The organism is Reyranella sp. GW821-FHT14A01 (assembly GCF_058803965.1).
The window spans coordinates 324605-346761 of record NZ_JBXAPM010000003.1 but is presented as its reverse complement, the minus strand read 5'-3'; the positions used below and the strand labels follow the sequence as shown (position 1 = coordinate 346761).

17 protein-coding genes are annotated in these 22157 nt (G+C 67.8%); 9 read left to right on the top strand and 8 right to left on the bottom strand.

Annotated elements, in window-relative coordinates; translation table 11 throughout:
• Window positions 1–49 precede the first annotated feature (49 nt).
• The 3 genes from AC1ROX_RS08330 (at window position 50) to AC1ROX_RS08320 (ending at window position 3804) form a co-directional block, all read left to right on the top strand.
• Window positions 50–1270 (top strand): aminotransferase class V-fold PLP-dependent enzyme, encoded by a 1221-nt coding sequence (locus AC1ROX_RS08330; protein WP_493124280.1) that lies wholly within the window; start codon window positions 50–52, stop codon window positions 1268–1270.
• Window positions 1267–1674 carry an iron-sulfur cluster assembly scaffold protein gene (locus tag AC1ROX_RS08325; RefSeq protein ID WP_493124278.1) on the top strand — a complete coding sequence of 136 codons (408 nt, stop codon included), beginning with the start codon at window positions 1267–1269 and terminating at the stop codon, window positions 1672–1674. The genes AC1ROX_RS08330 and AC1ROX_RS08325 overlap by 4 nt, the downstream gene beginning before the upstream one ends.
• Window positions 1675–1764: 90 nt before the next feature.
• Window positions 1765–3804, top strand: a complete 2040-nt coding sequence (locus AC1ROX_RS08320; protein WP_493124276.1) for a DUF4139 domain-containing protein — start codon at window positions 1765–1767, stop codon at window positions 3802–3804.
• On the opposite strand, the gene recG is transcribed toward AC1ROX_RS08320, so the two are convergent.
• Window positions 3805–5886: an ATP-dependent DNA helicase RecG gene (recG, locus tag AC1ROX_RS08315; protein WP_493124275.1), complete on the bottom strand. Its 2082-nt coding sequence runs from the start codon at window positions 5884–5886 to the stop codon at window positions 3805–3807.
• Between the two features lie 85 nt (window positions 5887–5971).
• On the opposite strand from recG, the gene AC1ROX_RS08310 reads away from it, so the two are divergent.
• Both AC1ROX_RS08310 and mfd read left to right on the top strand, forming a co-directional pair.
• Window positions 5972–6241: a succinate dehydrogenase assembly factor 2 gene (locus AC1ROX_RS08310; protein ID WP_493124273.1), complete on the top strand. Its 270-nt coding sequence runs from the start codon at window positions 5972–5974 to the stop codon at window positions 6239–6241.
• Window positions 6241–9738, top strand: coding sequence for a transcription-repair coupling factor (gene mfd / locus AC1ROX_RS08305; RefSeq protein WP_493124272.1), 3498 nt, complete (start codon window positions 6241–6243; stop codon window positions 9736–9738). The genes AC1ROX_RS08310 and mfd overlap by 1 nt, the downstream gene beginning before the upstream one ends.
• Here mfd and AC1ROX_RS08300 read toward each other — a convergent pair.
• The 4 genes from AC1ROX_RS08300 to AC1ROX_RS08285 all read right to left on the bottom strand — a co-directional run bounded on the left by AC1ROX_RS08300 (window position 9632) and on the right by AC1ROX_RS08285 (window position 13009).
• The gene (locus AC1ROX_RS08300; protein ID WP_493124270.1) at window positions 9632–10288 is read right to left on the bottom strand and encodes a TetR/AcrR family transcriptional regulator; all 657 of its coding nucleotides are present in this window, start codon (window positions 10286–10288) and stop codon (window positions 9632–9634) included. The genes mfd and AC1ROX_RS08300 overlap by 107 nt on opposite strands.
• Window positions 10289–10395: 107 nt before the next feature.
• Window positions 10396–11055 carry a DsbA family oxidoreductase gene (locus AC1ROX_RS08295; protein ID WP_493124268.1) on the bottom strand — a complete coding sequence of 220 codons (660 nt, stop codon included), beginning with the start codon at window positions 11053–11055 and terminating at the stop codon, window positions 10396–10398.
• A complete protein-coding gene (locus AC1ROX_RS08290) occupies window positions 11052–12212 on the bottom strand; it encodes an MFS transporter (RefSeq protein WP_493124527.1) in 1161 nt (386 codons plus the stop codon). Before AC1ROX_RS08290 ends, AC1ROX_RS08295 begins: the two co-directional genes overlap by 4 nt.
• 35 nt (window positions 12213–12247) lie before the next feature.
• Window positions 12248–13009 (bottom strand): SDR family NAD(P)-dependent oxidoreductase, encoded by a 762-nt coding sequence (locus AC1ROX_RS08285; protein WP_493124266.1) that lies wholly within the window; start codon window positions 13007–13009, stop codon window positions 12248–12250.
• Between the two features lie 62 nt (window positions 13010–13071).
• Here AC1ROX_RS08285 and AC1ROX_RS08280 point away from each other — a divergent pair, with 62 nt between their 5' ends.
• A complete protein-coding gene (locus AC1ROX_RS08280; RefSeq protein WP_493124264.1) occupies window positions 13072–13839 on the top strand; it encodes an SDR family NAD(P)-dependent oxidoreductase in 768 nt (255 codons plus the stop codon).
• A gap of 1 nt (window position 13840) precedes the next feature.
• Here AC1ROX_RS08280 and AC1ROX_RS08275 read toward each other — a convergent pair whose 3' ends face one another.
• Window positions 13841–14980 (bottom strand): alanine racemase, encoded by a 1140-nt coding sequence (locus AC1ROX_RS08275; protein ID WP_493124262.1) that lies wholly within the window; start codon window positions 14978–14980, stop codon window positions 13841–13843.
• A 15-nt stretch (window positions 14981–14995) separates the two neighbouring features.
• Between AC1ROX_RS08275 and AC1ROX_RS08270 the strand changes: the two genes are divergently transcribed.
• From AC1ROX_RS08270 to AC1ROX_RS08260, 3 genes are all read left to right on the top strand, one after another.
• Window positions 14996–15538, top strand: coding sequence for a CYTH domain-containing protein (locus tag AC1ROX_RS08270; protein ID WP_493124260.1), 543 nt, complete (start codon window positions 14996–14998; stop codon window positions 15536–15538).
• Between the two features lie 121 nt (window positions 15539–15659).
• A complete protein-coding gene (locus tag AC1ROX_RS08265; protein WP_493124258.1) occupies window positions 15660–16379 on the top strand; it encodes an SDR family NAD(P)-dependent oxidoreductase in 720 nt (239 codons plus the stop codon).
• Window positions 16380–16451: 72 nt separating this feature from the next.
• Window positions 16452–19340: an ATP-binding protein gene (locus AC1ROX_RS08260; RefSeq protein ID WP_493124525.1), complete on the top strand. Its 2889-nt coding sequence runs from the start codon at window positions 16452–16454 to the stop codon at window positions 19338–19340.
• A gap of 3 nt (window positions 19341–19343) precedes the next feature.
• Here AC1ROX_RS08260 and AC1ROX_RS08255 read toward each other — a convergent pair whose 3' ends face one another.
• The gene (locus AC1ROX_RS08255; RefSeq protein ID WP_493124256.1) at window positions 19344–20981 is read right to left on the bottom strand and encodes a thiamine pyrophosphate-dependent enzyme; all 1638 of its coding nucleotides are present in this window, start codon (window positions 20979–20981) and stop codon (window positions 19344–19346) included.
• Between the two features lie 21 nt (window positions 20982–21002).
• Entirely contained in the window at window positions 21003–21995 is a 993-nt protein-coding gene (locus tag AC1ROX_RS08250; RefSeq protein ID WP_493124255.1) for a Bug family tripartite tricarboxylate transporter substrate binding protein, read from the bottom strand.
• Between the last annotated feature and the right edge of the window lie 162 nt (window positions 21996–22157).

Below are 22157 nucleotides of genomic sequence, written 5' to 3'. Positions count from 1 at the left end.
CGGAAGAAGCGCCACTGGAGTGGCGCGCTCCCAGCGAAGAGACTGAACAATGAGCTTCGACGTCGCCGCCGTTCGCGGCCAGTTCCCGATCCTGTCCGAGATAATCGACGGTTTGCCCGTCCACTATCTCGACAACGGGGCCTCGGCGCAGACGCCGCTCACGGTGATCGACGCGGTGCGTCACTACGAGACGACCAGCCGCGCCAACGTGTTGCGCGGCGTCCATCGCCTGGCCGAGCGCGCGACCGAGGCCTACGAGAATGCCCGGGCCCAGGTCGCGTCGTTCCTCGGTGTGCCGACCATGGAAGTCGTCTTCACCGGCGGCTGCACGGCAGCGATCAATCTGGTCGCTTATTCCTACGGCTCGTTGCTGAAACCCGGCGACCGCATCTTGATCTCGGAGATAGAACATCACTCGAACATCGTGCCGTGGCAGTTGCTGCGGTCACGTTCGGGCATTGAGCTCGACATGCTGCCGGTCTCGCCCGACGGCCGAATCGATCTCACGGCACTACCGCGTCTGCTGACGCCCAACACCAAGCTGGTGTCACTGGCCCATGTCTCGAACGTCACCGGCGCGCTGCTCGATGTGCGCGCCGTCGTCGAAGCGGCAAAAGCGGTCGGCGCGAAAGTGATGCTCGACGGTGCCCAGCGCGCGCCGCACGGGCCGCTCGACCTGCCGTCGCTCGGTATCGATTTCTATGCCTTCGCCGGCCATAAGGCCTACGGGCCGAACGGCATCGGCGTTCTGTGGGGCAAGCCAGAGCTTCTGGATGCGATGCCGCCCTTCATGGGTGGTGGCTCGATGATTGGCCGCGTGACCCTCGCTGAAACGACCTGGGCGCCGTCGCCGCGACGCTTCGAGGCGGGGACACCAGCCATCGGTCCAGCAATCGGGCTTGGTGCGGCCTGTGCCTGGATGCAGGCACTCGACTGGGCAGGCGCGCACGATCACGAGATGGCGCTGGTGCAGCGCTTGATGGATGGCTTGCAGAAGATCGAGGGTACGCAGCTCTTCGGGCCGGCCAGCCTGCAGAACCGCTATCCCGTCGTGTCGTTCATGCTCGACGGTGTGCATCCGCACGACGTGGCGCAGACCCTCGATTCGTTCGGCGTCGCTGTGCGCGCCGGCCATCACTGCGCGCAGCCGCTGATGGATCGCTTCGACCTCGACGGCACGACGCGTGTCTCGATGGCGCCGTACAACGACAACAGCGACATCGACGCACTGCTGGCGGGCGTGGCGCACGCCGCGAAGACCCTGCGATGAGCGACCAGCTTTATCAGGAGCGCATCGTCGCGCTCGCCAAGGCCAAGACCGGCGCCGGCAAGCTCGAGAACCCGACCAGGACGGCGCGGCGCGACAACCCGCTGTGCGGCGACCGCGTGATCCTCGATGTGCGGCTGGACGGGGAAGGGCGCATCGCCGAGATCGGCCATCAGGTGCGCGGCTGCCTCCTCTGCCAGGCCTCGGCCTCCGCTCTCTCCTCGGTCGCCATCGGCCGCAACGCGGCAGGCATCGCCGACCTGCGTCACGACGCCGAACGCGCGCTGGGCCGCGAACCCGGCGAGACGCATGAACCGTTCGATGCCTTCGCGCCCGTGGCCGCGCACAAGTCGCGGCAAGAGTGCGTACTTCTCCCGCTCGAAGCCCTCAAGGACGCGCTTTCCTAGCCAGAAGCCGCGCCCGTAGTTGGCCGCGCCGCTGCCGCGCTTGCGTCACAGTCGCTGTGCACGCTGCGCGGGCAACGTCCGGGAGAGACCATGCGCCTTTTGATGAACGTCGTGGCCCTGCTGGGTCTTGTAGCGTTGCCATCCTTCGCCTTCGCCCAGGACCTCGCGTTGAAGCGAGTCATGCTGTCGTCCGGCGGTCTCGGCTACTTCGAATACGAGGCCAGCGTCGATGGCGACACTACGCTAAAGCTCACCGTGTCGCTCGGCCAGGTCGACGACGTGCTCAAAAGCCTCGTGGTCTATGACGACAAGGGCGGGGTGGGCGGGCTCAGCCTGCCGGGCCGCGAGCCGCTGGCGCAGGCGTTCAAGGATCTGCCGTTCGATCAGAATTCACTGGGCTCGCCGGCCGAGCTGCTCCAGACCCTGAAGGGCGCCCAGGTCACCGTGGGGGGCAGCCGCTCGATCTCCGGCCGCATCGTGTCGGTCGAGGAGGACAGCATCGCGCTGCCCGACAACAAGGGCATGGTGAAGCGCACGCGTGTGACACTCTACACCGACCGCGGCCTGCAGCAGTTCATCCTGGAGGATGCCGAAAACCTGCAATTTGCCGATGCCGCCCTGCGCGACAAGGTCGGCCAGGCGCTGGTCGCTATCCAGGGCAACCGTGCCAAGGACGCGCGCACCATCGACCTCGCGATGCGCGGACAGGGCAAGCGTACCGTGCGCGTCGCCTACATCGTCGAAGCGCCGGTCTGGAAGGCCTCCTACCGATTGACGCTCGGCGCCGATCCGACTGCGGCGCGCTCCGCGCTCCAGGGCTGGGCCGTCGTCGAGAACCTGAGCGGCCAGGACTGGAAGGATGTCGAGCTTACGCTCGTGTCTGGCCGGCCGGTCGCGTTCCGGCAGGCTCTCTACAATGCCTATTACGTGACACGTCCTGAAGTGCCGGTCGAGATTGCCGGCCGCCTCATGCCAGGCATCGATCGCGGCGGCGTCATGGCCGACCAGCAGCGCGCCAAGTCTTCCATGCCGATGCCACCGCCGCCTCCTGCGCCCGCTCCCTATCGTGCGCAGCAGGAGCGGTCGACCACCGTGGGGACCATGGCGGCGCCTCCGCCGCCCGCAGTGGCCGCGGCTGCCGAGCAAATCGAAGCGAGTGACGCCGCAACGCAGGTGATCTTCAAGTTCCCGCGCGCGGTCACCGTCGAGAACGGCCGCACGCTTTCCATTCCGATCGTCGACCGTCAGGTGCCGGCTGCGCGGCTCGCGCTCTATCAGGCCGACACCGCCGCGCGTAATCCACTGGCGGCAATCCGCCTGACCAACGACGGTGAATCGGGCCTGCCGCCGGGCATCATCACGCTCTACGAGCGCGACAAGGGCGGCTACGTCTCCTACGTCGGCGACGCCCGCCTGTCGGGCTTCCCGGTCGGCGAGACGCGCCTGCTGGCCTATGCGCTCGACGAGAAGATCGTCATAGAGCGCGACATCGCGCAGACCGAACGGGTGGCGACAGGTACCATTTCCAACGGCGCATTGCGCCTGTCGCGCGTCATCCGCCAGACCACGACCTATCGCGTGCGCGGCCCGGCCAAGGAGCCGCGCCAGCTCATCGTCGTGCAACGCCGCCTGCCGGGCTGGACCCTGACCAAGCCCGAGACGAAGGACGTGGAGCTGAGCGAAGGCAACTATCGCATCCCTTTCCAGCTCCCGGGCGGCGACCAGACGCAGACCTTCGAGGTCGTGCAGGAGCAGACGCAGCAGCAGGAGATCCGGCTGGTCGAGAGCGCGGCCGAGCAGATCCGCGTCTACGCCCAGGCCCGCGAGTTCGACGCCAAGACGCGTGAGGCGCTGACCAAGGTGTTGCAGCTCCAGCAGACGGTGGCCGAAGCCCAGCGCAAGGTGACGCAAGTCGACACCGAACGGCAGGCGATCGTGCAGGAGCAGGCGCGCCTGCGTGAGAACCTCTCACGCGTGCCCGCCAACAGCGACTTGCAGCGTCGTTACCTCGCAACGCTCGACAAGCAGGAAACCGACCTCGAAGCCCTCGCCAAGCGGCGTGCCGATGCGGACAAGGAGGTCGAGGCGGCTCGCGATGCGCTGCGCACCTACGTCAGCCAGCTCGGCTGATCACCCCGCCCGCAGCGTCCGCACTGCGTCGTCGCGGCGGAAGAGGTAGAGGAGCGCGCGCAGGGCCTGGCCGCGTTCGGTCTGCAGGTCGGGGTCGCGGGCAATTACCAGTCGCGCGTCGTCGCGCGCAGCCTCGAGCAGCTCGTTGTGGACGGCGAGGTCGGCCAGCCGCATGTCGGGCAGGCCGCTCTGGCGCGTGCCTAAAAGCTCGCCGGCGCCGCGCAGATTCAGGTCCTCCTCGGCGATGCGGAACCCGTCCTCGGTCTCGCGCATGATCGCGATCCGCGCCTTGGCAGTCTCGCCGAGCGGCAGGGCGTAGAGAAGCAGGCAGGTCGACTTGGCACTGCCACGTCCGACCCGGCCACGCAGCTGGTGGAGCTGGGCGAGGCCGAAGCGCTCGGCATGCTCGATCACCATTACCGTGGCCGCCGGCACGTCGACGCCGACCTCGATCACGGTCGTCGCAACCAGGATGGACAGGCGCCCGTCGGCGAAAGCCGCCATCGTGGCCTCGCGCTCGGCGCTCTTCAGCCGGCCGTGCAGCAAGCCGACCTTGCCGGGGAAGCGGTCGCTCAACAGCTGGAAGCGTTCAGTCACGTTGGCGAGATCGATCTCCTCCGATTCCTCGATCAGCGGACAGACCCAGTAGACGCGCGCGCCATTGGCGATCTGGCGGCCGATGCCTTGCGCCACCTCGCCGATGCGTTCAAGCGGCAGTGCCCGCGTGTCGATCGGCTGCCGGCCCTTGGGCTTCTCGGTGAGCTTGGAGACATCGAGGTCGCCGTAAGCTGCAAGCATCAAGGTGCGCGGGATCGGCGTCGCCGTCATGACGAGGAGATCGACGGCATGGCCCTTCGACGACAGCGCCATGCGCTGATGCACGCCGAACCGGTGCTGCTCGTCGACCACGGCCATTGCGAGGTCGGCGAACTCGACATCCTCCTGCACCAGTGCATGCGTGCCGACCACGAGCTGGATCGTGCCGTCTGCCAACCCCTGCAAGGTCTGCTTCTTCGCGCGCTGGCCGTCGCGCCCGGTCAGCAGCGCGATGCGCACCCCGGCCGCCTCGGCGATCGGCGCGATGGTGGCGAAGTGCTGGCGCGCCAGAAGCTCGGTGGGTGCCATCATCGCGGCCTGGGCGCCGGCCTCGACGCAGATCAGCATGGCGAGCAGCGCGACCAGCGTCTTGCCGCTGCCGACATCGCCCTGCAGCAACCGCACCATGCGCTGCTCTTTGCCGAGATCGTCGGCAATCTCGGCGATGGCCTGGGTCTGGCTTACGGTTAGCTCGAAGCCCAGCGAGGCGAGGGCGGCTTTGCGTAGGCGTCCGTCGCCCCTGGTGGCATGACCGGCGAGCGTGCGATTGTGATGGCGCACCAGCGCGATGGCGAGCTGGCTGGCCAGCAACTCGTCGAAGGCGAGGCGGGCGCGGGCAGGGCAAGCAGGCGAGAGATCGCCCAGCTCCTCGGGCGCATGCACACGCGCGATCGCCGTTTTCCAGTCGCTCCAGCCCTGCTTCCTGTGGAAGGCGGCGTCCTGCCACTCGGTGAGGCCCGGCGCGCGCTCGACGGCGGCAGTGATGGCCTTCTGTACCGGCTTCTGTGTGAGGCCGGCGGTCAGGCCGTAGACGGGCTCGACCCGCAGGATCGAGGCCCGCTCATCGAGCGGCACGACATGGTCGGGGTGCGTCATCTGCACCTCGCCCTGGTAGATCTCGACCTTTCCGCTCACCACGCGCGTCTCGCCGGGCGGCAGCAGCTTCTTGAGATAGTCCTCGCGGCCGTTGAAGTAGGTGAAGCAGACCCGGCCGCTCTCGTCGCTGCACCAGACCTTGTAGGGCTGGCGCGGGCTGTGCGGGACGATGTGCTCATCGACCGTCACGGTGAGCGTCGCGACCTCGCCGCCGCGCGCCTGGGCGATGTCGGGCGCGTTCCGCCGGTCGATCACGCCGACGGGCAGGTGCCACAGCAGGTCGACGACCAGCGGACCCACCAGTTTCTCCACGAGCGTCGCCAGCCGCGGACCGATTCCGGGCAGCGACGTGACCTGGGCGAAGAGGGGGGTGAGGCTTTGCGGGCGCATGGTTGGCTTGATCAGGGGCTGCGTGACTTCGCCATCGCCGCCGCCTATATGCTACGCCCCTTTTTGTTCCGGGCCTGGGGAAAACATGAGTGCCGACACGGATCTGGAGACGCGCCGGAAGCGTTTGCTCTACCGCAGCACCTATCGCGGCAACAAGGAGAACGACATCCTCCTTGGGCAGTTCGCGCGCGCCCATCTTCCTGAATTCGGTGCCACCGAGCTCGACCAGTATGAACGGCTGCTCGCGGTCGGCGACAACGACATCTACGACTGGGTTTCCGGCAAGGTGGACGTCCCGGCCGACCAGGACTCGCCCGTGGTTCGCAAGCTGCTGGCGTTTCGCGTGAGGTTCTAGTGGCTCTCCCGTTCGCCAGCTCCCTGGCCGCAATTCCCCGCAAGGCCGTCAAATGGACCATCGCCGGCCTGCCGGAAGGTGCCGATGCGCTGATCCTGAGCGAACTGGCGCGTGCGACCGGCGGCACCGACATTCTGCACGTGGCGCGCGACGGGCAGCGGCTGGAGCGGCTGCAGGACGGTCTGCGCTTCTTCAGCCCCGAGCGCGAGGTGCTGGTCTTCCCGGCCTGGGACTGTCTGCCCTACGACCGCATGTCGCCGCATCCCGACATCGTGGCCGAGCGCCTGGAGACGCTGAGCCGGCTGGCGACGTCCAAGGCGCCGGGCGCGCCGGCGCGGATCATCCTCGCCTCCGTCGGCGCCGCCCTGCAGCGCGTCCCACCTCGCAGCCTGTATGCCGAGGCGGCGACGATCCTGCGCAAGGGCCAGACCGTCGACGTGGACTGGCTCACCAAATTCCTGGGCGAGAACGGCTATGGCCGCGCCGAGACAGTGATGGAGCCGGGCGAGTTCGCCGTGCGCGGCGGCCTGTTCGACCTCTTCCCGCCGGGCACCAAGGAGCCGCTGCGCCTCGACCTGTTCGGCGACACGCTGGAATCGATCCGCTCCTTCGATCCGATGAGCCAGCTCTCGACCGGCAATCGCGACGAAGTCGTGCTGCTGCCGGTCAGCGAGGTCCTGCTGACGCCTAAAAGCATCGAGCGTTTCCGCAGCGGCTATCGCGAGCTGTTCGGCAATGTCTCGGGTGAGGACCTGCTCTACGAATCGGTCTCGGCCGGCCAGCGTATGGTTGGTGTCGAGCACTGGCTGCCGCTGTTCCACGACCACATGGAGACGCTGCTCGACTATTGCCCGGGCGCGCTCGTCACGGCGGACCATGAGGCCACCGAAGCGTTCAACGCGCGCTACGAGCTGATCGCCGACTATTACGACGCCCGCCAGAAGACCGGCGCCAAGGGCGGCATGACCGGCGGCGCCGACTACAAGCCCCTCCCGCCGGAGCGGCTCTACCTGAAGCCGTCGGAATGGGAGCGGCTGCTGGACGGCCGCACAGTCGCCCAGTTCTCGACCTTCGATTCGGCCCCCGGCGCGGTGAACACGATCGACCTGGGCGGCCGTCGCCACGAGGGCTTCGCCCAGGCGCGCACGGCGCAGGGCGTGAACCTGTTCGACAAGGTGGCCGAGCATGTGAAGGCCGCGAATGCTGCCGGCCGCCGCATCGTCGTCGCGGGCTACACCGACGGCTCGACCACGCGCCTGCAGCATCTCCTGCAGGAGCATGGCGCGACCACGCCGGTGCTCGCGGCCGACTATGCGATGGTGCAGGCCATGCCAGCCGGCGTGCTGGCCATCGCAATCTGGCCGCTGGAGCACGGCTTCGTGCTCGACGGGCTGGAAGTGATCGGCGAGGAGGACATTCTAGGCGACCGCCTGTCGCGCCCGGCCAAGAAGCGCCGCCCGTCGGAGCGCTTCATCGCCGAGGCCTCGGCGCTGAGCGACGGCGACCTGGTCGTGCATCGCGAGCATGGCGTCGGGCGTTACGAGGGGCTGGTCACGCTGGAAATCCAGAACGCGCGGCATGACTGTTTACGACTGACCTACGATGGCGGCGACAAGCTCTTCGTGCCGGTCGAGAACATCGACGTGCTGAGCCGCTACGGTGCGGGAGAGGAGGGCGCCGTCCTCGATCGGCTGGGCGGCGTCGCCTGGCAATCGCGCAAGGCTAGGCTGAAGCAGCGGATCGCCGACATGGCCGACCGCCTGATCCAGATCGCCGCCGAGCGCGCGATCCGGCGCGGCGAGACGCTGAACCCGCCGGAGGGCCTCTACGAGGAATTCTGCGCGCGCTTCCCCTATGCCGAGACCGACGACCAGCTGCAGGCGATCTCCGACGTGATCGACGACCTGTCGTCGGGCAAGCCGATGGACCGGCTGGTCTGCGGCGATGTCGGCTTCGGCAAGACCGAGGTCGCCCTGCGCGCGGCTTTCGTCGCGGCCATGTCGGGAAAGCAGGTGGCCGTGATCGGCCCGACGACGCTGCTGGCCCGCCAGCATCATCGCACCTTCGTCGAGCGTTTCCAGGGCATGCCGCTCAATATCGGCCGCCTGTCGCGCCTCGTGCCGGCCAAGGAGGCCAAGGCCACCAAGGAGGGGCTGAAGGACGGCACGGTCAACATCGTCTGCGGCACGCATGCGCTGCTGGCCAAGAGCGTCGAGTTCAAGGATCTCGGCCTGCTGATCGTCGACGAGGAGCAGCATTTCGGTGTCGGCCATAAGGAGCGGCTTAAGGAGCTGCGTGCCGACGTCCACGTGCTGACGCTGACGGCGACGCCGATCCCGCGCACGCTTCAGCTGGCGCTGACCGGCGTGCGCGACATGAGCCTGATCGCCACGCCGCCGGTCGACCGCCTGGCGGTGCGCACCTTCATCACGCCGTTCGACGCCGTCACCATCCGCGAGGCGCTGCTGCGCGAGCAGTTCCGCGGCGGCCAGACCTTTTATGTCTGCCCCCGGGTCGAGGACCTCGCCTCGGTCGCGGCCGAGATCCGCGAGCTGGTGCCGGAGATCCGGCTCGGCATGGCGCACGGCAGAATGGCGCCGACCACCATCGAGAACACGATGCAGGATTTCGTCGAGGGCAAGTTCGACGTACTGCTCTCGACCAACATCGTGGAAAGCGGCCTCGACATCCGCAACGCCAACACGATGATCATCCATCGCGCCGACATGTTCGGCCTGGCCCAGCTCTACCAGCTGCGCGGCCGGGTCGGGCGCGGCAAGACGCGGGCCTATGCCTATCTCACCGTGCCGCCGGGGAAGGCATTGAACGAGGCGGCGGCCAAGCGGCTCGAGGTGATGCAGACGCTCGACACGCTGGGTGCGGGCTTCCAGCTCGCCAGCCACGATCTCGACATCCGTGGTGCCGGCAACCTGCTGGGCGACGAACAGTCGGGCCATATCCGCGAGGTCGGCATCGAGCTCTACCAGCAGCTCCTCGAGGAGGCCGTCGCCGCGGCGCGCGGGCGTTCGCAGGAAGCCGCCAAGTCGGAATGGTCGCCGCAGATCAACCTCGGCATCCCCGTGCTGATCCCCGAGGAATACGTACCCGATCTCGCGCTGCGCATGGGCCTCTACCGCCGGTTGGGCGGGCTCACGAGCCAGGCCGAAATCGATTCCTTCGCCGCCGAATTGGTCGACCGGTTTGGGCGCATGCCGGTCGAGGCCGAGTTCCTGCTGAACACGGTGACGCTGAAGCTGCTGTGTCGCGCCGCTCAGGTCGAGAAGATCGACGCCGGCGAGAAGGCCGTCGTCTTCAGCTTCCACGACAACAAGTTCGAGCGGCCCGATCGCCTGATCGGCTGGATCCAGAAGAACGCGCCGCTGGTGAAACTCAGGCCCGATCACCGTGTGATCGTGCAGAGGGTCTGGACGAACGAGCGCCAGCGGCTTTCTGGCGTGACGTCGATCGTTTCTTCTTTGGCGAAGCTCGCCGCTTAGGCGGCGGCTTCTTCATCAGCGTCTTCGCCACGCGCCGGGCGCAGCGCAGCAGCCAGTCGCTGAGCCGTGTGTCACCGGACGCGCGTGCCAGCGTGACCGCACCCACGGCGAGGATCGCCACGGCGGTCGCGTCGGCATCGAGCACACGCTTCTTTCCGCGCGCCAGCTCGGCAATCACGCCATGGAGCACGTTGGCGTAGGCCAGCCGCGCCGCCAGCGGCGACCGCGCCACGTCGCCGGCGAGCGAGGCGAGGGTGCAGCCCTGGGCGGTCGCGGTCAGCGCCTCGCGATCGAGATAGGTGTCCAGCACGGCAGCAGGCTTTTCGGCAGCGCGCAATCTTGGCAGGAACCCGTGGCCCATCCGCACGATCTCGGCGAACAGGTCGTCTTTCGAGGTGAAATGCGCATAGAAGGCGCCGCGCGTCAGCCCGGCCGCCAACATGATGTCGTCGATGTTGGTTCCGGCATGGCCGCGCAGCCGAAACAGCCGGGCAGCATGCTCGACGATCTCGGCCCGGATGGCGGCCTTGCGGATGGCGCTGATGGGCATGATATGTCAATCATCATATCATATGATGATCGACATATGAATGGCTCATGGCTGGGGGCGCGCCACTCCAGTGGCGCGATCCATCTCGCGCGCTCAAACGAAGCAGATCAGGCTGTGGACTGGGCCGCGCTCGTGGCGGCGTCGCGTTCGGCGAGGTTGAAGACCTCGACGAAGGCGGGCGGCGGTTGGGCGCCGGAGACGGCGTATTTGCGGTTCACGATGAAGCAGGGCACGCCGTTGATGCCGAGGCGGCGGGCATAGACGTCGGAAGCGACGACCTCCTGGCGGCCCTCGTCGCTCGAGAGGTAATGGCGGGCCAGGTCCTCGCCGATGCCGGCGCGGATCGCGACCTCGATCAGCGTGTCGAGATCGCCGATATCGAGCCCTTCCTCGAAATAGGCCTTGAACAGCTCGCCCACGACCTCGTCCTGCAGTTCGTTCTTGGCGCTCCAGTGGACCAGCCGGTGCGACAGCACGGTGTTTGGCGTGCGCTTGATGCGCGAGAACTGGAATTCGATGCCGGCCTCGCGGCCGCTCTCGGCGATCGCCTGGTAGATCTGGCGCGGCCGGTCGCCGCCGCCGAACTTGGCGCGGACATAATCGTCGCGCGTCATGCCCTCGGCCGGCATGTCGGGATTGAGCTGGAAGGGGCGCCACGCGACCGCGACGTCGGTGCGGCCGCTCTGCTCCAGAGCGCGCTCGAACCGGCGCTTGCCGATGTAGCACCAGGGGCAGATCGTATCGGAGACGATGTCGACGTAGATCATAGGTGGAGCTTATGCCTTTCCCGCCAATGCAGGAAGAGGCCCGCACCGGCCGCCACGCAGAGCGCCGCCGAAGTCAGCCAGGCCGCACTGGGCCAGCCGCCGGCCGCCACCAGAGCTCCGGTGATCGGCGGCCCTAAAAGCCCGCCGATATTGGCTCCTTGCATCAGCAGGCCGGTCGAGGCGCCGGCCAGTTCCCTTCGCGGGGCGTGAATCGGGATGGCCGTGAACAGGGCGCCCGGCACGACGCCGATGCCGGCCGAATAGAGGCCGGCCAGCACCAGCCGCATCGGGTCGGGCACGCCGCTCACGAAGATGCCGGCGGCGCACAGGCTCATCGACAGGGTGGCGCCGACGATCACCGTGACCCGTTGCACGCGGCGATGCAGCAGCCAGCCCGCGCCAAGATTGCCCACCACGTTCAGCATGGCGACGACGGCGGTGAAGATGGCGGCGGTCGAGGTCGAGTAGCCCAGCCGCTCGATCAGCAGGGTCGGCAGGAAGCCGATGATGGCGAACCAGGAGCAGGCATAGGCGCCGAAGCACACGCCGATGGCAAGCGGGCCACCGCTGCTTCCCACCTCCTTCATCTCCGACAGGACCGAACGTTGCGGGACCGGCAGCGGATCGAGTTCCCGCCTCGGCACGGCGCGCAGCAGGAGCGCCACGGCCATCAGGGCGGCAGCGGCGGCGGCGACCAGCCAGACGGTCCGCCACGAGGTGCCGGGCAGCACGATGGCCGCAATCACCATCATCGTACCGGCGCCGGCCGGCATATAGGTGCTCCAGATCGCCATGGCGAGGCGCTGGTCGCCGGGCCGGGTGAGGCGCAACAACAGGCTCGGCACCGCGACGACGACGGTGATGAAGCCCAGCCCCTCGAAGACGCGGCCGACCAGCAACGATTCGACGTTGGGCGCGAAGGCGCCGGCAAAGCTCGCCGCCGCGGCCAGCAGCGTGCCGAAGATCGCCAGCCGCCGATGGCCGACGCGGTCGGCCGTCAGCGCGATCGCCATGCCGCTCAGGGCCGTCAGCAGGTTGATGACCGACAGCAGCCAGCCCGCCTGCTCGAGGGTCGCGCCGAGATCCTCGCGGATCGACGGCAGGGCTGGCGGCGCCTTACCGACCTGGAAGGCCGCGACCATGCCCGCCGCCGCCAGCAGGGCGACCAGAGGCCACGGCGTGCGGGCAGGGGTCAGTACTGCACCCGCGCGGTGATGGCGCCGTCGACCACCATGTTGATGCCGGTGATGAACGAGGCGGGCGTGCCGGCCAGGAACACGACGGCACTGGCCACTTCCTGCGGCGTGCCCATGCGACCTGTCGGGTTGCGCGCCAGCGAACGCTTGTAGCGCTCGGTGCCGGCGTCGCGCTGGCGGCCCCAGGTGTTGCCGTCCTCGAGGATGGTGCCGGGCGAGACCATGTTGGCGCGCACGCCCTTCGGTGCCAGCTCGATCGCCATCGACTTGATCATGGGCACGAGCGCCGCCTTCACCGAACGGTAGGGCTGGGTCGGGCCCGCGACCTCGACCAGCGACGTGGTGCCGATGATGGTGAGCGTCGCGCCCTGGCCGCGCGCCTCGAGATGCGGCCGGACGTTCAGCACGGCGTTGACCGTGGCGACGAGGTCGATCTCGATGGCCTTGCGCCAGCCTTCAACCGTGTTGTCGGTGCCGAGCGCACTCACGTTGGCGACGAAATGGTCGATGCCCCCGTCGGCCGCGAACCCGTCGATCCAGGCCTTGAGAGCGGTGTTGTCCGTGACGTCGAGCGCCGTCCCGGTGGCGCGGCCCTGCGTGGAGCGCCATTCCGTCTCGCGCTCCTTCACCAGTGCCGCATCGCGGGCGCAGAAGCCCACGACCGCGCCTTCGGCCAAGAAGGTATCGACGATGGCGCGGCCGATGCTCTTGGTGCCACCGGTCACCATCACACGCTTGCCTTTGAGACCGAGGTCCATGCTGTTTCCTCCGAACGGGTCGCTCGCCTATAAGGCCGGCATGAAACAGTGGAGCGTCCGGCATGTCCAAGCGATTCGACCTTAGCGGCAAGGTGGCCCTGGTGACCGGCGCCTCGTCCGGCCTCGGCGTTCATTTCGCGCGCACGCTGGCAGAGGCGGGGGCTTCGGTGGCGATCGCGGCGCGGCGTGCCGACCGCTTGGCCTCTCTTCAGGCGGAACTGCAGGAGGGCGGCGCCAAGGCGGTGGCCGTCGATCTCGACGTGCAGTCGGCCGAGTCGATCGCCGCGGCCTTCGACAAGGTCGAGGCGGCGCTGGGGCCGGTCGACATCCTGGTGAACAATGCCGGCATCTCGATCGTGAAGCCGGCGCTCGACATGCCGGAGGCCGACTGGGATTCGGTGGTCGACACCAACTTGCGCGGCGCCTGGCTGATGACGCAGACCGCGGGCAAGCGCTGGGTCGCGGCCAAGCGGCCGGGTTCGATCGTCAACATCGCCTCGATCCTGGGCCTGCGCACGATCGGCCAGGTGGCGCCCTACAACGCCTCGAAGGCCGGGCTGATCCATCTCACGCGCGCACTCGCGATGGAGTGGGCGCGCTACCAGATCAGGGTCAACGCGATCTGCCCAGGCTACATCGAAACCGAGATGAACAGCGACTTCTGGAAGACGCCCGGCGGCCAGCGCCTGATCGACCGCATCCCGCAGCGCCGCATCGGACAGCCCGAACATCTCGACGGCGCGCTGCTGCTGCTGGCCTCGGAAGCGGGCGCGTTCATGACCGGCAGCGTGATCACCGTCGACGGCGGCCACACGGTGAGTTCGCTCTAACTCACCACCCGTTGATGCGATCGTAGACGTCCACCACCGACTTGCCGCCGTCGAGGTCGCTGTCGACGACGTAGTAGCGGTCGTAGGCGGCGGCGGTGATGCAGGCGTGGTTGGGCAGGATGCGGACGCGTGCGCCGACCGGCAGGTTGCCGTAGGGCAGCGGATCGTCGGCCGCCACGAAACCGTGCTCCTGCGAGCATTCGATCACGGCCATGCCAGCGGCCGGCGGATTGGCGATGGTGCCGTAGCCGACCTTGGGCTGGAATTCCTGGGCGCTGATGTCCTTGGAGAGCGCCAGCGCGCCGGCATCGACCAGCAGCTGGTTGCGATGCGGATAGTGGCCGATCACCGAGGCCAGCACCGAGAGCGCGATATCTCCCGCGCCGCACGCGCCGATATATTCCTGGTCGAGATCGTTGAAGACATAGACGCCCGGCCGCATCTCGGTGATGCCCGTGAAGTCGCGCGAATGCATCGCCGTCGGCGTCGAGCCGCCCGAGACGATGGGGCAGGGAATGCCGGCGGCGCGCAGCGTCTCGGCCGCGGTCACGATGGCGAGGCGCTCCTGCTCGGCGACACCCGCGATCCCGTCGGGCGTGCTCTGGTGATAGGAATGGCCGGCATGGGTCATGACGCCGGCGAGATCGACGCCCGGCGCCTCGTGCAGGACGCGGGCGATGTCCAGAAGGCCGGGCAGGGCTGGATAGGGCAGGCCGGCGCGACCGCCACCGCTGTCGATCTCGATGAACACGGAGAAAGTGTCGCCGTCCTTGGCTGCGGCCGCGATGGCCTGGGCGACGGCGAGATTGTCGGTGACGACGCGCAGGTTGACGCCGCGCCGGCGCAGCTCGGTCACGGCGGCGAGTTTCGCGGGAATGATGCCGACGCCGTAGAGGATGTCCTTGAACCCGCCATCGGCAAAGTAGCGCGCCTCGGCCAGGGTCGAGACGGTGATACGCCCGTCATGGCCCTCGACGGCCATGCGGCCGATCTCGACCGACTTCGCGGTCTTGAGGTGGGGGCGCAGCATGACACCTGCATTACGCAGGCGGTCGCTCATGCGCTTGAGGTTGCGGCGCAGGATTGCCCGGTCGAGAATGAGAGCGGGCGTCGGCAGGTCGTCGATTGTCTGTGTAGCCATGGCGACGATTTTAGCATGCCCATCGAAAACGAGCGCAAGTTTGTCCTGAACGAGCAGGCCACGGGCCTGGAGGCGGAGCTCGGCGCCACACCGGGCGTGGCGCGGCACCTGCTGCGGCAGGCCTATCTCGACGCATCGGGCCTGCGTATCCGTTCGCTCGAGGGCGACGGCAAGACCGACCACGTCTTCACCTACAAGCGTACTATCGAGGGGCAGGTCGTCGAGATCGAGACCGGAATCAGCGCCGTCGACTTCGCCCGGCTGTGGACCCAGCGCGTAGAGTCGCTGGTCAAGGTCCGCTACTCATGGACCGAGGGCCGCTACCACTGGGATGTCGATTTCTTCAAGCGCGACGACGGCTCGACCTACTTCGCGATGGCCGAGGTCGAGATGCCGGAAGACGAGACCGATCCGCCGCCGCTGCCGCCGGTCCTCGCGCCCCATCTGCTCGCCGCCGCGCCGGCCTTCGACCCGCGCTTCGCCTCCAAGCGCATCTCCGATCAGGCGCATGCCACGCAGATGCTCGCCGACATCCGGGCGAACGGCGGGATCGTCTAGGGGCTGAGCCTCTCGGGAGAGGGGTTAACCGCTACTTCATACCTTTTTACCGTGATTTACTCGCGTAAATCCGGTCGCGACGGCATCCCTGTCCTGCTCTGACGCACTGAGGAGGCAGGAAATGAGACTTCGAGGCAAAGTCGTTCTGGTCACCGGCGCCGCGGGCGGCATCGGGCATGCGGTTTCAACCCTCTTCGCCAAGGAAGGAGCGACCGTCTTCGCCAGCGACCTCACGCCGCCGAAGAAACCGTATGCCGATGGCGTGGAGACGATGACGCTCGATGTCACCAGCGAGTCCGCCTGGGCGGAAACGGTCGACGCGGTCGTCCGCAAGAGCGGTCGTCTCGACGTGCTGATCAACAATGCGGGCATTATCGCCTACGAGCCCCTGCACGAGCTCGACATGAAAGCTTGGCAGCGGATGATCGCCGTCGACCAGACCGGCGTCTTCCTCGGCATGCGTGAAGCGGTCCGGATCATGCGCAAGCAGAAGTCCGGATCCATCGTCAACATCTCGTCGATCTGGGGTAGCGCAGCCGTCGCCGGCGCGCATTCCTATCACGCCGCGAAAGGCGCGGTGCGCAACATGTCGAAGAATGCGGCCCTGACCTACGTTGCCGACGGAATCCGCGTCAACTCGGTGCATCCGGGCTTCATCCATACGCCGCTCACCGACGCGCAAGCCGCCGACCTCAACGAGGCGGTGATCGCAGCGACACCCATGAAGCGTGGCGGCCAGCCGATCGAGATCGCCTACGGTTGCCTCTTCCTCGCCTCGGACGAAGCGAGCTACGTCACAGGCGCCGAGCTGGTGATCGACGGTGGCTACCTCGCGCAATAGGCCTGCACCTTGCGGCCGCGCCGGTCGACGGCGGTGAAGGTCGGCTGGTGTGGGGGCGGCTTTCCGCGTTAAATTGGGGAAAGGCGTTGCCAAGAGGATCTGCCCGTTCAGTCGACCGATCCGGCCGAGCGCGAGTATGCGTTCGGGCCTTTCCGCTTTTTCCCGGCACGGCACCTCCTGCTGGAGGGAACGACGCCCGTTCGCCTGGGTAGCCGCGCGCTGGCTATCCTGGAAGCGTTGATCGAGCATCCGGGCGAGGTCGTCTGCAAGGCCGAGCTGATGGCGCGCGTCTGGCCCAGCACCGTCGTCGAGGAGAACAATCTCAAGGTCAACCTGTCGGCACTGCGGCGGGCCCTCGGCGAGGGCCAACCCAATCGCCGGTTCGTCGCGACGGTCACCGGCCAGGGATACCGGTTCGTGGCGCCGGTACAGGTCTCCGCGCCACCTGGCCCACCCACTCAGGCAATCGTCGCGGGGCCGCACAACCTGCCGGCTTCGTCGAGCCGGCCGATCGGACGGGCCGCGGCAATCGAGGCGCTGCTGAAGCAGTTGTCGAGGCATCGCCTGGTCACGATCGTGGGCGGCGGGGGCATCGGAAAGACGACGGTCGCCCTTGCCGTCGCAGAAGCACTCCTGTCGTCCTACGAGCACGGCGTCTGGTTCGTCGATCTCGCGCCGGTGCGGGAGGCTTCGCTGGTTTCGCGGGCGCTCGCCTCGGGCCTCGGCCTGACGATGTCGACGAAGGAGCCCGCGGAAGCGGTCGCCGACTATCTGCGCGACCGGCGGATGCTGGTCCTTCTCGACAATTGCGAGCATCTGATCGAGCCGATCGCGGCTTTGACGGAGCAATTGATTTCTGGCGCGGCCGGCGTTCGCGTCCTGGCGACCAGCCGCGAGCCGTTGCGGGCACGGGGCGAAAGGGTCCATCGGCTGGCGCCGCTGGCCAACGCGCCGGTCTCGGCCGGCCTGACCGCAGCCGAGGCGCTGCAGTTTCCGGCCGTCCAGCTCTTCGTCGAGCGTGCCCGGGCAAGCGTCGAGGACTTCGAGCTCAGCGACGCGGATGCGCCCGCGGTGGCCGCGATCTGCCGCAAGCTCGACGGCATTGCGCTCGCCATCGAGCTGACGGCCACACGCATCGACGCGTTCGGGCCCAGGGAACTGTCGACTCTTCTCGACGATCGCTTCCGGCTCCTGGGACACGACAGGCGCACCGCCGTGGCGCGTCATCGCTCACTGGCGGCGGCGCTCGACTGGAGCTACGAGCTGCTGTCGGCGGACGAACGGTCGGTTCTGAACCGTCTTTCCCTGTTCGCCGGCCCCTTCAGCCTAGAGGCCGCCACTGTCGTCGCCGCGGGCGGTCGCGTGGGCAGCCGCGAGGTGATCGACGGCATCGAGAACCTGGTCGCCAAGTCCCTCGTTGCAGCCGATGCGAGCGGGACGGCCGTGCGCTATCGCCTGCTCGACACCACGCGGTCCTACGCCCTGCAGAAGCTCACCGAGAGCAACGAGCTGGGCGCGCTGCTGCGACGCCACGCGGAGTATCATCGCGACATCCTTTCGCGAGCGGCGGGCGAGGTCGAGACGCGTCCGACGGCCGAATGGCTGGCCGACTACGGACACTCGATCGACGACATGCGCAGCGCGCTCGCCTGGGCTTTCTCCTCGGATGGCGACGCGGGGATCGGCGTCGCGCTTACGGTCGCGGCCATTCCGCTATGGGTGCAACTGTCTTTGATCGACGAATGCCGGGCGGGCATCGACCGCGCCCTTGCCCGTGTCGGTCCATGGCGAACCGATCGCGACGAGATGAAGCTCTATGCGGGACTGGCGGCCGCGCTGCTCCATGAGAGAGGGCCGCTGCCGGAAGTGGATGCCGTCTGGACGAGGGCGCTGCAGATCGCCGAGCGCCTCGGGGATCGCGAATACCAGCTGCGCCCGCTCTGGGGCCTGGCCATTGCCCGCTTCTATGTCGGCGACTATCGCGTGGCCCTCGACCTCTTGCGGCAGTATCGCACGGTCGCGGGCGAAAGCGGCGACGTCGCCGACCTGCTGGGGTGCGACAGGCTGATCGGCACCACGCTGCATTATCTCGGCGACCAGGCGGGGGCGCGCCGCGAACTCGAACACACGCTGGCGCAGCACCTTTCCCTGCAGCGCTCGCACATCGCCCGCTTCCAGTACGACCAGAGGGTGGCGGCGAAGTACAACCTCACGCACGTCCTCTGGCTCCAGGGCTTCCCGGACCAGGCACAGCGCATGGCCGAAAGCGCGATGGAGGATGCCGAGGCGACGGACCATGCGTTTACCGTAAGCAACGTGCTGATCCACGCCGCCTGTCCGCTGGCGCTCTATGTCGGCGACCTGGAAGCCGCCGGGCGTCTCGTTGCCCGACTGCAGGACCAACTGTCGGCGCATGCGAGGGCGGTGGGCAGGGCGGAGGGCGATTGCCTCGGCGGCATGCTGCTGATCGCGAAGGGCGACCGGGCAGGCCTGCCGCTCCTGCGGCGCGGCATCGACAAGCTGACGGAGGTGCGGTTCCGGCTGCGGCATCCCTATCATCTGGCCGCTCTCGCCCTCGGACTGCACGCCGCCGGGCAGGCGGGTGCCGCGCGGACGACGATCAATCAGGCGCTCGATTGGTGCGAACTGAGCGACGAACGCTGGTGCATGGCGGAGTTGCTGCGCGTCCGCGGCCACTTCCTGGAGGCAGACGGAACCCCGTCTGCGATCGAGGCGGCCGAGGGCAACTACCACCAAAGCCTCGACTGGGCGAGGCGCCAGGGCGCCCTGTCGTGGGAACTGCGAACGGCCATCGATCTGGCCCAGCTCCGGCGGCACCAGGGAAGGGTGGCAGACGCCGAAGAACTGCTCGCCTCGGTCTACGATCGTTTCACCGAAGGCTTCGAGACGCTGGACCTCAGGAAAGCGAGCGGGCTGCTCGAAGAGATGCGGCGGGGCTGAAGCTCACACGGCCCGCGGCCTGATTCTCGGCAGCGTGACCAGGGGCCACGGGTCGGGGAACTGGCCGACGGGACAGTCGATCAGGAGAGGTGCACCCTTGGCGATGCCGCGGGAGATCGCGGCGCCCAACTCGTCGGGAGAGCCGACCCGCACGGCGTCGATGCCGAAGCTCTCGGCCATCTTCACGAAGTCCGGGTTGCGCAGCTCGGTGGCGATGGTCCTGTTGTTGAACAACTGCTGCTGGATGCGTTTCACGTTGCCGAAGGCGCCGTCGCTGAACACCACGGCGATGGCGCCGATCCCGTGCTGAGCGGCCGTTGCCATCTCCATGGCTGTGAACATGAAACCGCCATCGCCGCTGATCGACACGACCGCCGTGTCGGGCCTGGCGATCTTGGCGCCGAGCGAGGTGGCATAGCCCCAGCCCAGGGTCCCCTGATAGCCGGGCGACAGGAAGGTGCGCGGCTTGTAGCTCGGCCAGGCGAAACGCGCGGCATAGCCGATCTGGGTCAGCTCATCGACCAGGATGCCGTCGTCGGGCAGCGCCTTGCGGATCGCCTCGAGGTAGGCGATCTGCGGCGCCAGCAGGTCATGGATCTTCTTGCTGGCGGCTGCCTTTATCTCGGCGACCTGTTCGGCCCGGCCATTGCGCTTCGTGTTGTGTTTGGCCAGCCGATCCGCCAGCACCTTCAGCGTCGCCGCCGCGTCGCCCACGATGCCGATCTCGGGCTTGCGCTGGCGATCGAGTTCCTCGCTGTCGGCGTCGATGCGGATGATCTTCAGCGTGTCGTCGAGGCCCCAGTTCTGCTGCTGCGGCTGCAGGCGTGTGCCCACCGCGAGCACGAGGTCGGCCTCGCCCCAGAAACGGTAGCCGGCCGGCGCCGTGATGGAGAGGCGATGGCGCCCGTCGATCACGCCTTGGCCCATGCGGCCGGTCATCACCGGCGCGTCGAGCATCTCGGCGATCTGCCGGACATAGTCGCCCGCGCCCTGGGCGCCGCCGCCCACGACGATCATCGGCCGCGCGGCGTTGCCCAACAGCTTCGCGGCACGCTCGACCGCGTCCTCGTCGACCGGGCAGGGATCGGCAACGGCCGCGGTGCTTATCAACTCGACCGGCGCGCGCCTGGCCCAGGTATCCATGGCGCATTCGAGGGCGACGGGGCGCTGGCGCCCGGACAGGAGGCGCCGGAAAGCCTCGTTCACCAGGCCCGGCGCAGCATTGGGTGAGGGGATGCGGTCGGCCCACTTGGTGAGGCCGCGCATGATCGCGAGCTGGTCGGGCAGTTCGTGCAGCAGCCCGACATTGCGGCCGATCATCGACTGCTGGATCTGCCCCGTGAGCGCCAGCACCGGCGCATTGACCGCGTACGCGGTGGAGAGCGCCGCCGTCGTATTGAGGAAGCCGGGACCGGGCACGACCACGTAGGCCGAGGGCTTGCCGGCCGCCATCGCGTAGCCCAGCGCCATGTAGGCGCAGGCCTGCTCGTGCCGCGCGTGGATCGGCCGGATGGCGTTGGTGCGGTCGTAGAGCGCGTCGAAGAACGGATCGTTCTGGACGCCGGGCAGGCAGAAGATGGTGTCGATGCCGTTCACTTCCAGCATGGACACGACGGTTTGGGCGGTCGAGAGCGTTTTCATGCGCTCCAGTCTACACGCGCCTCAGTCGACGCGCGCGCCCGATGCCTTGATGATCGGGGCGAGGCGGGCCTCCTCGGCATCGCGGAAAGCGACGGTGTCGGCCGGCGTGCGCCAGACCGCGACCGAGGCGTGTTCGAGGAACTTGGCCTTGAGGTCGTCGCTCTCCAGCGCCTTCTTCGACAGGTCCGACAGCCGTGTGACGATGTCGGGCGGCAGCTTCGCGGGACCGGTGAGGGTGGTCCAGGAGCTGATGTCGAAGCCGGGTAGCGTCTCGGCGATGGTCGGCACGTCCGGCAGCACAGGCGAGCGCTTCGCGGATGTCACGGCGAGGGCGCGCACCTTGCCGGCACGCGCCTGCCCGAGCGCGCTGGGGATGTTGTCGAACATCATGTTGATCTGCCCGGCCAGCAGGTCCTGCATCGCCGGTGCGCCGCCGCGATAGGGGACGTGTACCATGTCGACCTTGGCCATGATCTTGAACAGCTCGCCCGAGAGGTGGAGCGTCGTGCCCGAGCCGGCCGAGCCATAGGAATACTTGCCGGGGTTCTTGCGTAGCAGTTCGATCAGCTCCGGGACCGACTTCGCCGGCAGGTCGAGATTGACCACCAGCAGGTTGGGAAGCTCCCAGATCGTGGAAACGAAGGTGAAGTCGGTCTTGGCGTTGAACGGCAGCTTGGCGTAGAGCGTGGGCGAGATGGCATGGCTGGCGATGCCGCCGAGGCCCAGCGTGTAGCCGTCCGCCGGGGACTGGGCGAGCGTGTCCATGCCGACATTGCCGCCCGAGCCGCCCTTGTTCTCGACGATCCATTGCTGGCCGGTCAGCTCGCTCATCTTGGCGCAGAAGATGCGGGAGAGCGTGTCGGTGCCGCCGCCGGCCGGGAACGGGTTGATGTAGCGGATGGACTTGTTGGGATAGGTCCCCTGGGCGGAGACGATCGCCGGGGCGGCGAGGGTGGCCGCGGCGAGTCCGCCCATGAGGGTACGGCGCCCGATCGGACGCACTACGCGTGTCATCTTATGTTTCCTCCCATTACTTATTGGCGCAGGGAGGGTGCCAAAAAGACGGCGTCCCGTCGATGGGCAAGCCTCAAAACCCTGGATTGTGTCGGGTTGTGGGCAGGACCGGCCTTGCCTCTGCCTTGCAAATATCTGAAAAGTCCCAGTCTTGGGTACTTT

What these genes read in the sequence shown, in the direction of transcription:
- AC1ROX_RS08330 (WP_493124280.1), top strand. Translation starts at nt 50, where the DNA reads ATGAGCTTCGACGTCGCCGCCGTTCGCGGCCAGTTCCCGATCCTGTCC.
- AC1ROX_RS08325 (WP_493124278.1), top strand. Translation starts at nt 1,267, where the DNA reads ATGAGCGACCAGCTTTATCAGGAGCGCATCGTCGCGCTCGCCAAGGCC.
- AC1ROX_RS08320 (WP_493124276.1), top strand. Translation starts at nt 1,765, where the DNA reads ATGCGCCTTTTGATGAACGTCGTGGCCCTGCTGGGTCTTGTAGCGTTG.
- recG (WP_493124275.1), bottom strand. Translation starts at nt 5,886, where the DNA reads ATGCGCCCGCAAAGCCTCACCCCCCTCTTCGCCCAGGTCACGTCGCTG.
- AC1ROX_RS08310 (WP_493124273.1), top strand. Translation starts at nt 5,972, where the DNA reads ATGAGTGCCGACACGGATCTGGAGACGCGCCGGAAGCGTTTGCTCTAC.
- AC1ROX_RS08300 (WP_493124270.1), bottom strand. Translation starts at nt 10,288, where the DNA reads ATGCCCATCAGCGCCATCCGCAAGGCCGCCATCCGGGCCGAGATCGTC.
- AC1ROX_RS08295 (WP_493124268.1), bottom strand. Translation starts at nt 11,055, where the DNA reads ATGATCTACGTCGACATCGTCTCCGATACGATCTGCCCCTGGTGCTAC.
- AC1ROX_RS08285 (WP_493124266.1), bottom strand. Translation starts at nt 13,009, where the DNA reads ATGGACCTCGGTCTCAAAGGCAAGCGTGTGATGGTGACCGGTGGCACC.
- AC1ROX_RS08280 (WP_493124264.1), top strand. Translation starts at nt 13,072, where the DNA reads ATGTCCAAGCGATTCGACCTTAGCGGCAAGGTGGCCCTGGTGACCGGC.
- AC1ROX_RS08275 (WP_493124262.1), bottom strand. Translation starts at nt 14,980, where the DNA reads ATGGCTACACAGACAATCGACGACCTGCCGACGCCCGCTCTCATTCTC.
- AC1ROX_RS08270 (WP_493124260.1), top strand. Translation starts at nt 14,996, where the DNA reads ATGCCCATCGAAAACGAGCGCAAGTTTGTCCTGAACGAGCAGGCCACG.
- AC1ROX_RS08265 (WP_493124258.1), top strand. Translation starts at nt 15,660, where the DNA reads ATGAGACTTCGAGGCAAAGTCGTTCTGGTCACCGGCGCCGCGGGCGGC.
- AC1ROX_RS08255 (WP_493124256.1), bottom strand. Translation starts at nt 20,981, where the DNA reads ATGAAAACGCTCTCGACCGCCCAAACCGTCGTGTCCATGCTGGAAGTG.
- AC1ROX_RS08250 (WP_493124255.1), bottom strand. Translation starts at nt 21,995, where the DNA reads ATGACACGCGTAGTGCGTCCGATCGGGCGCCGTACCCTCATGGGCGGA.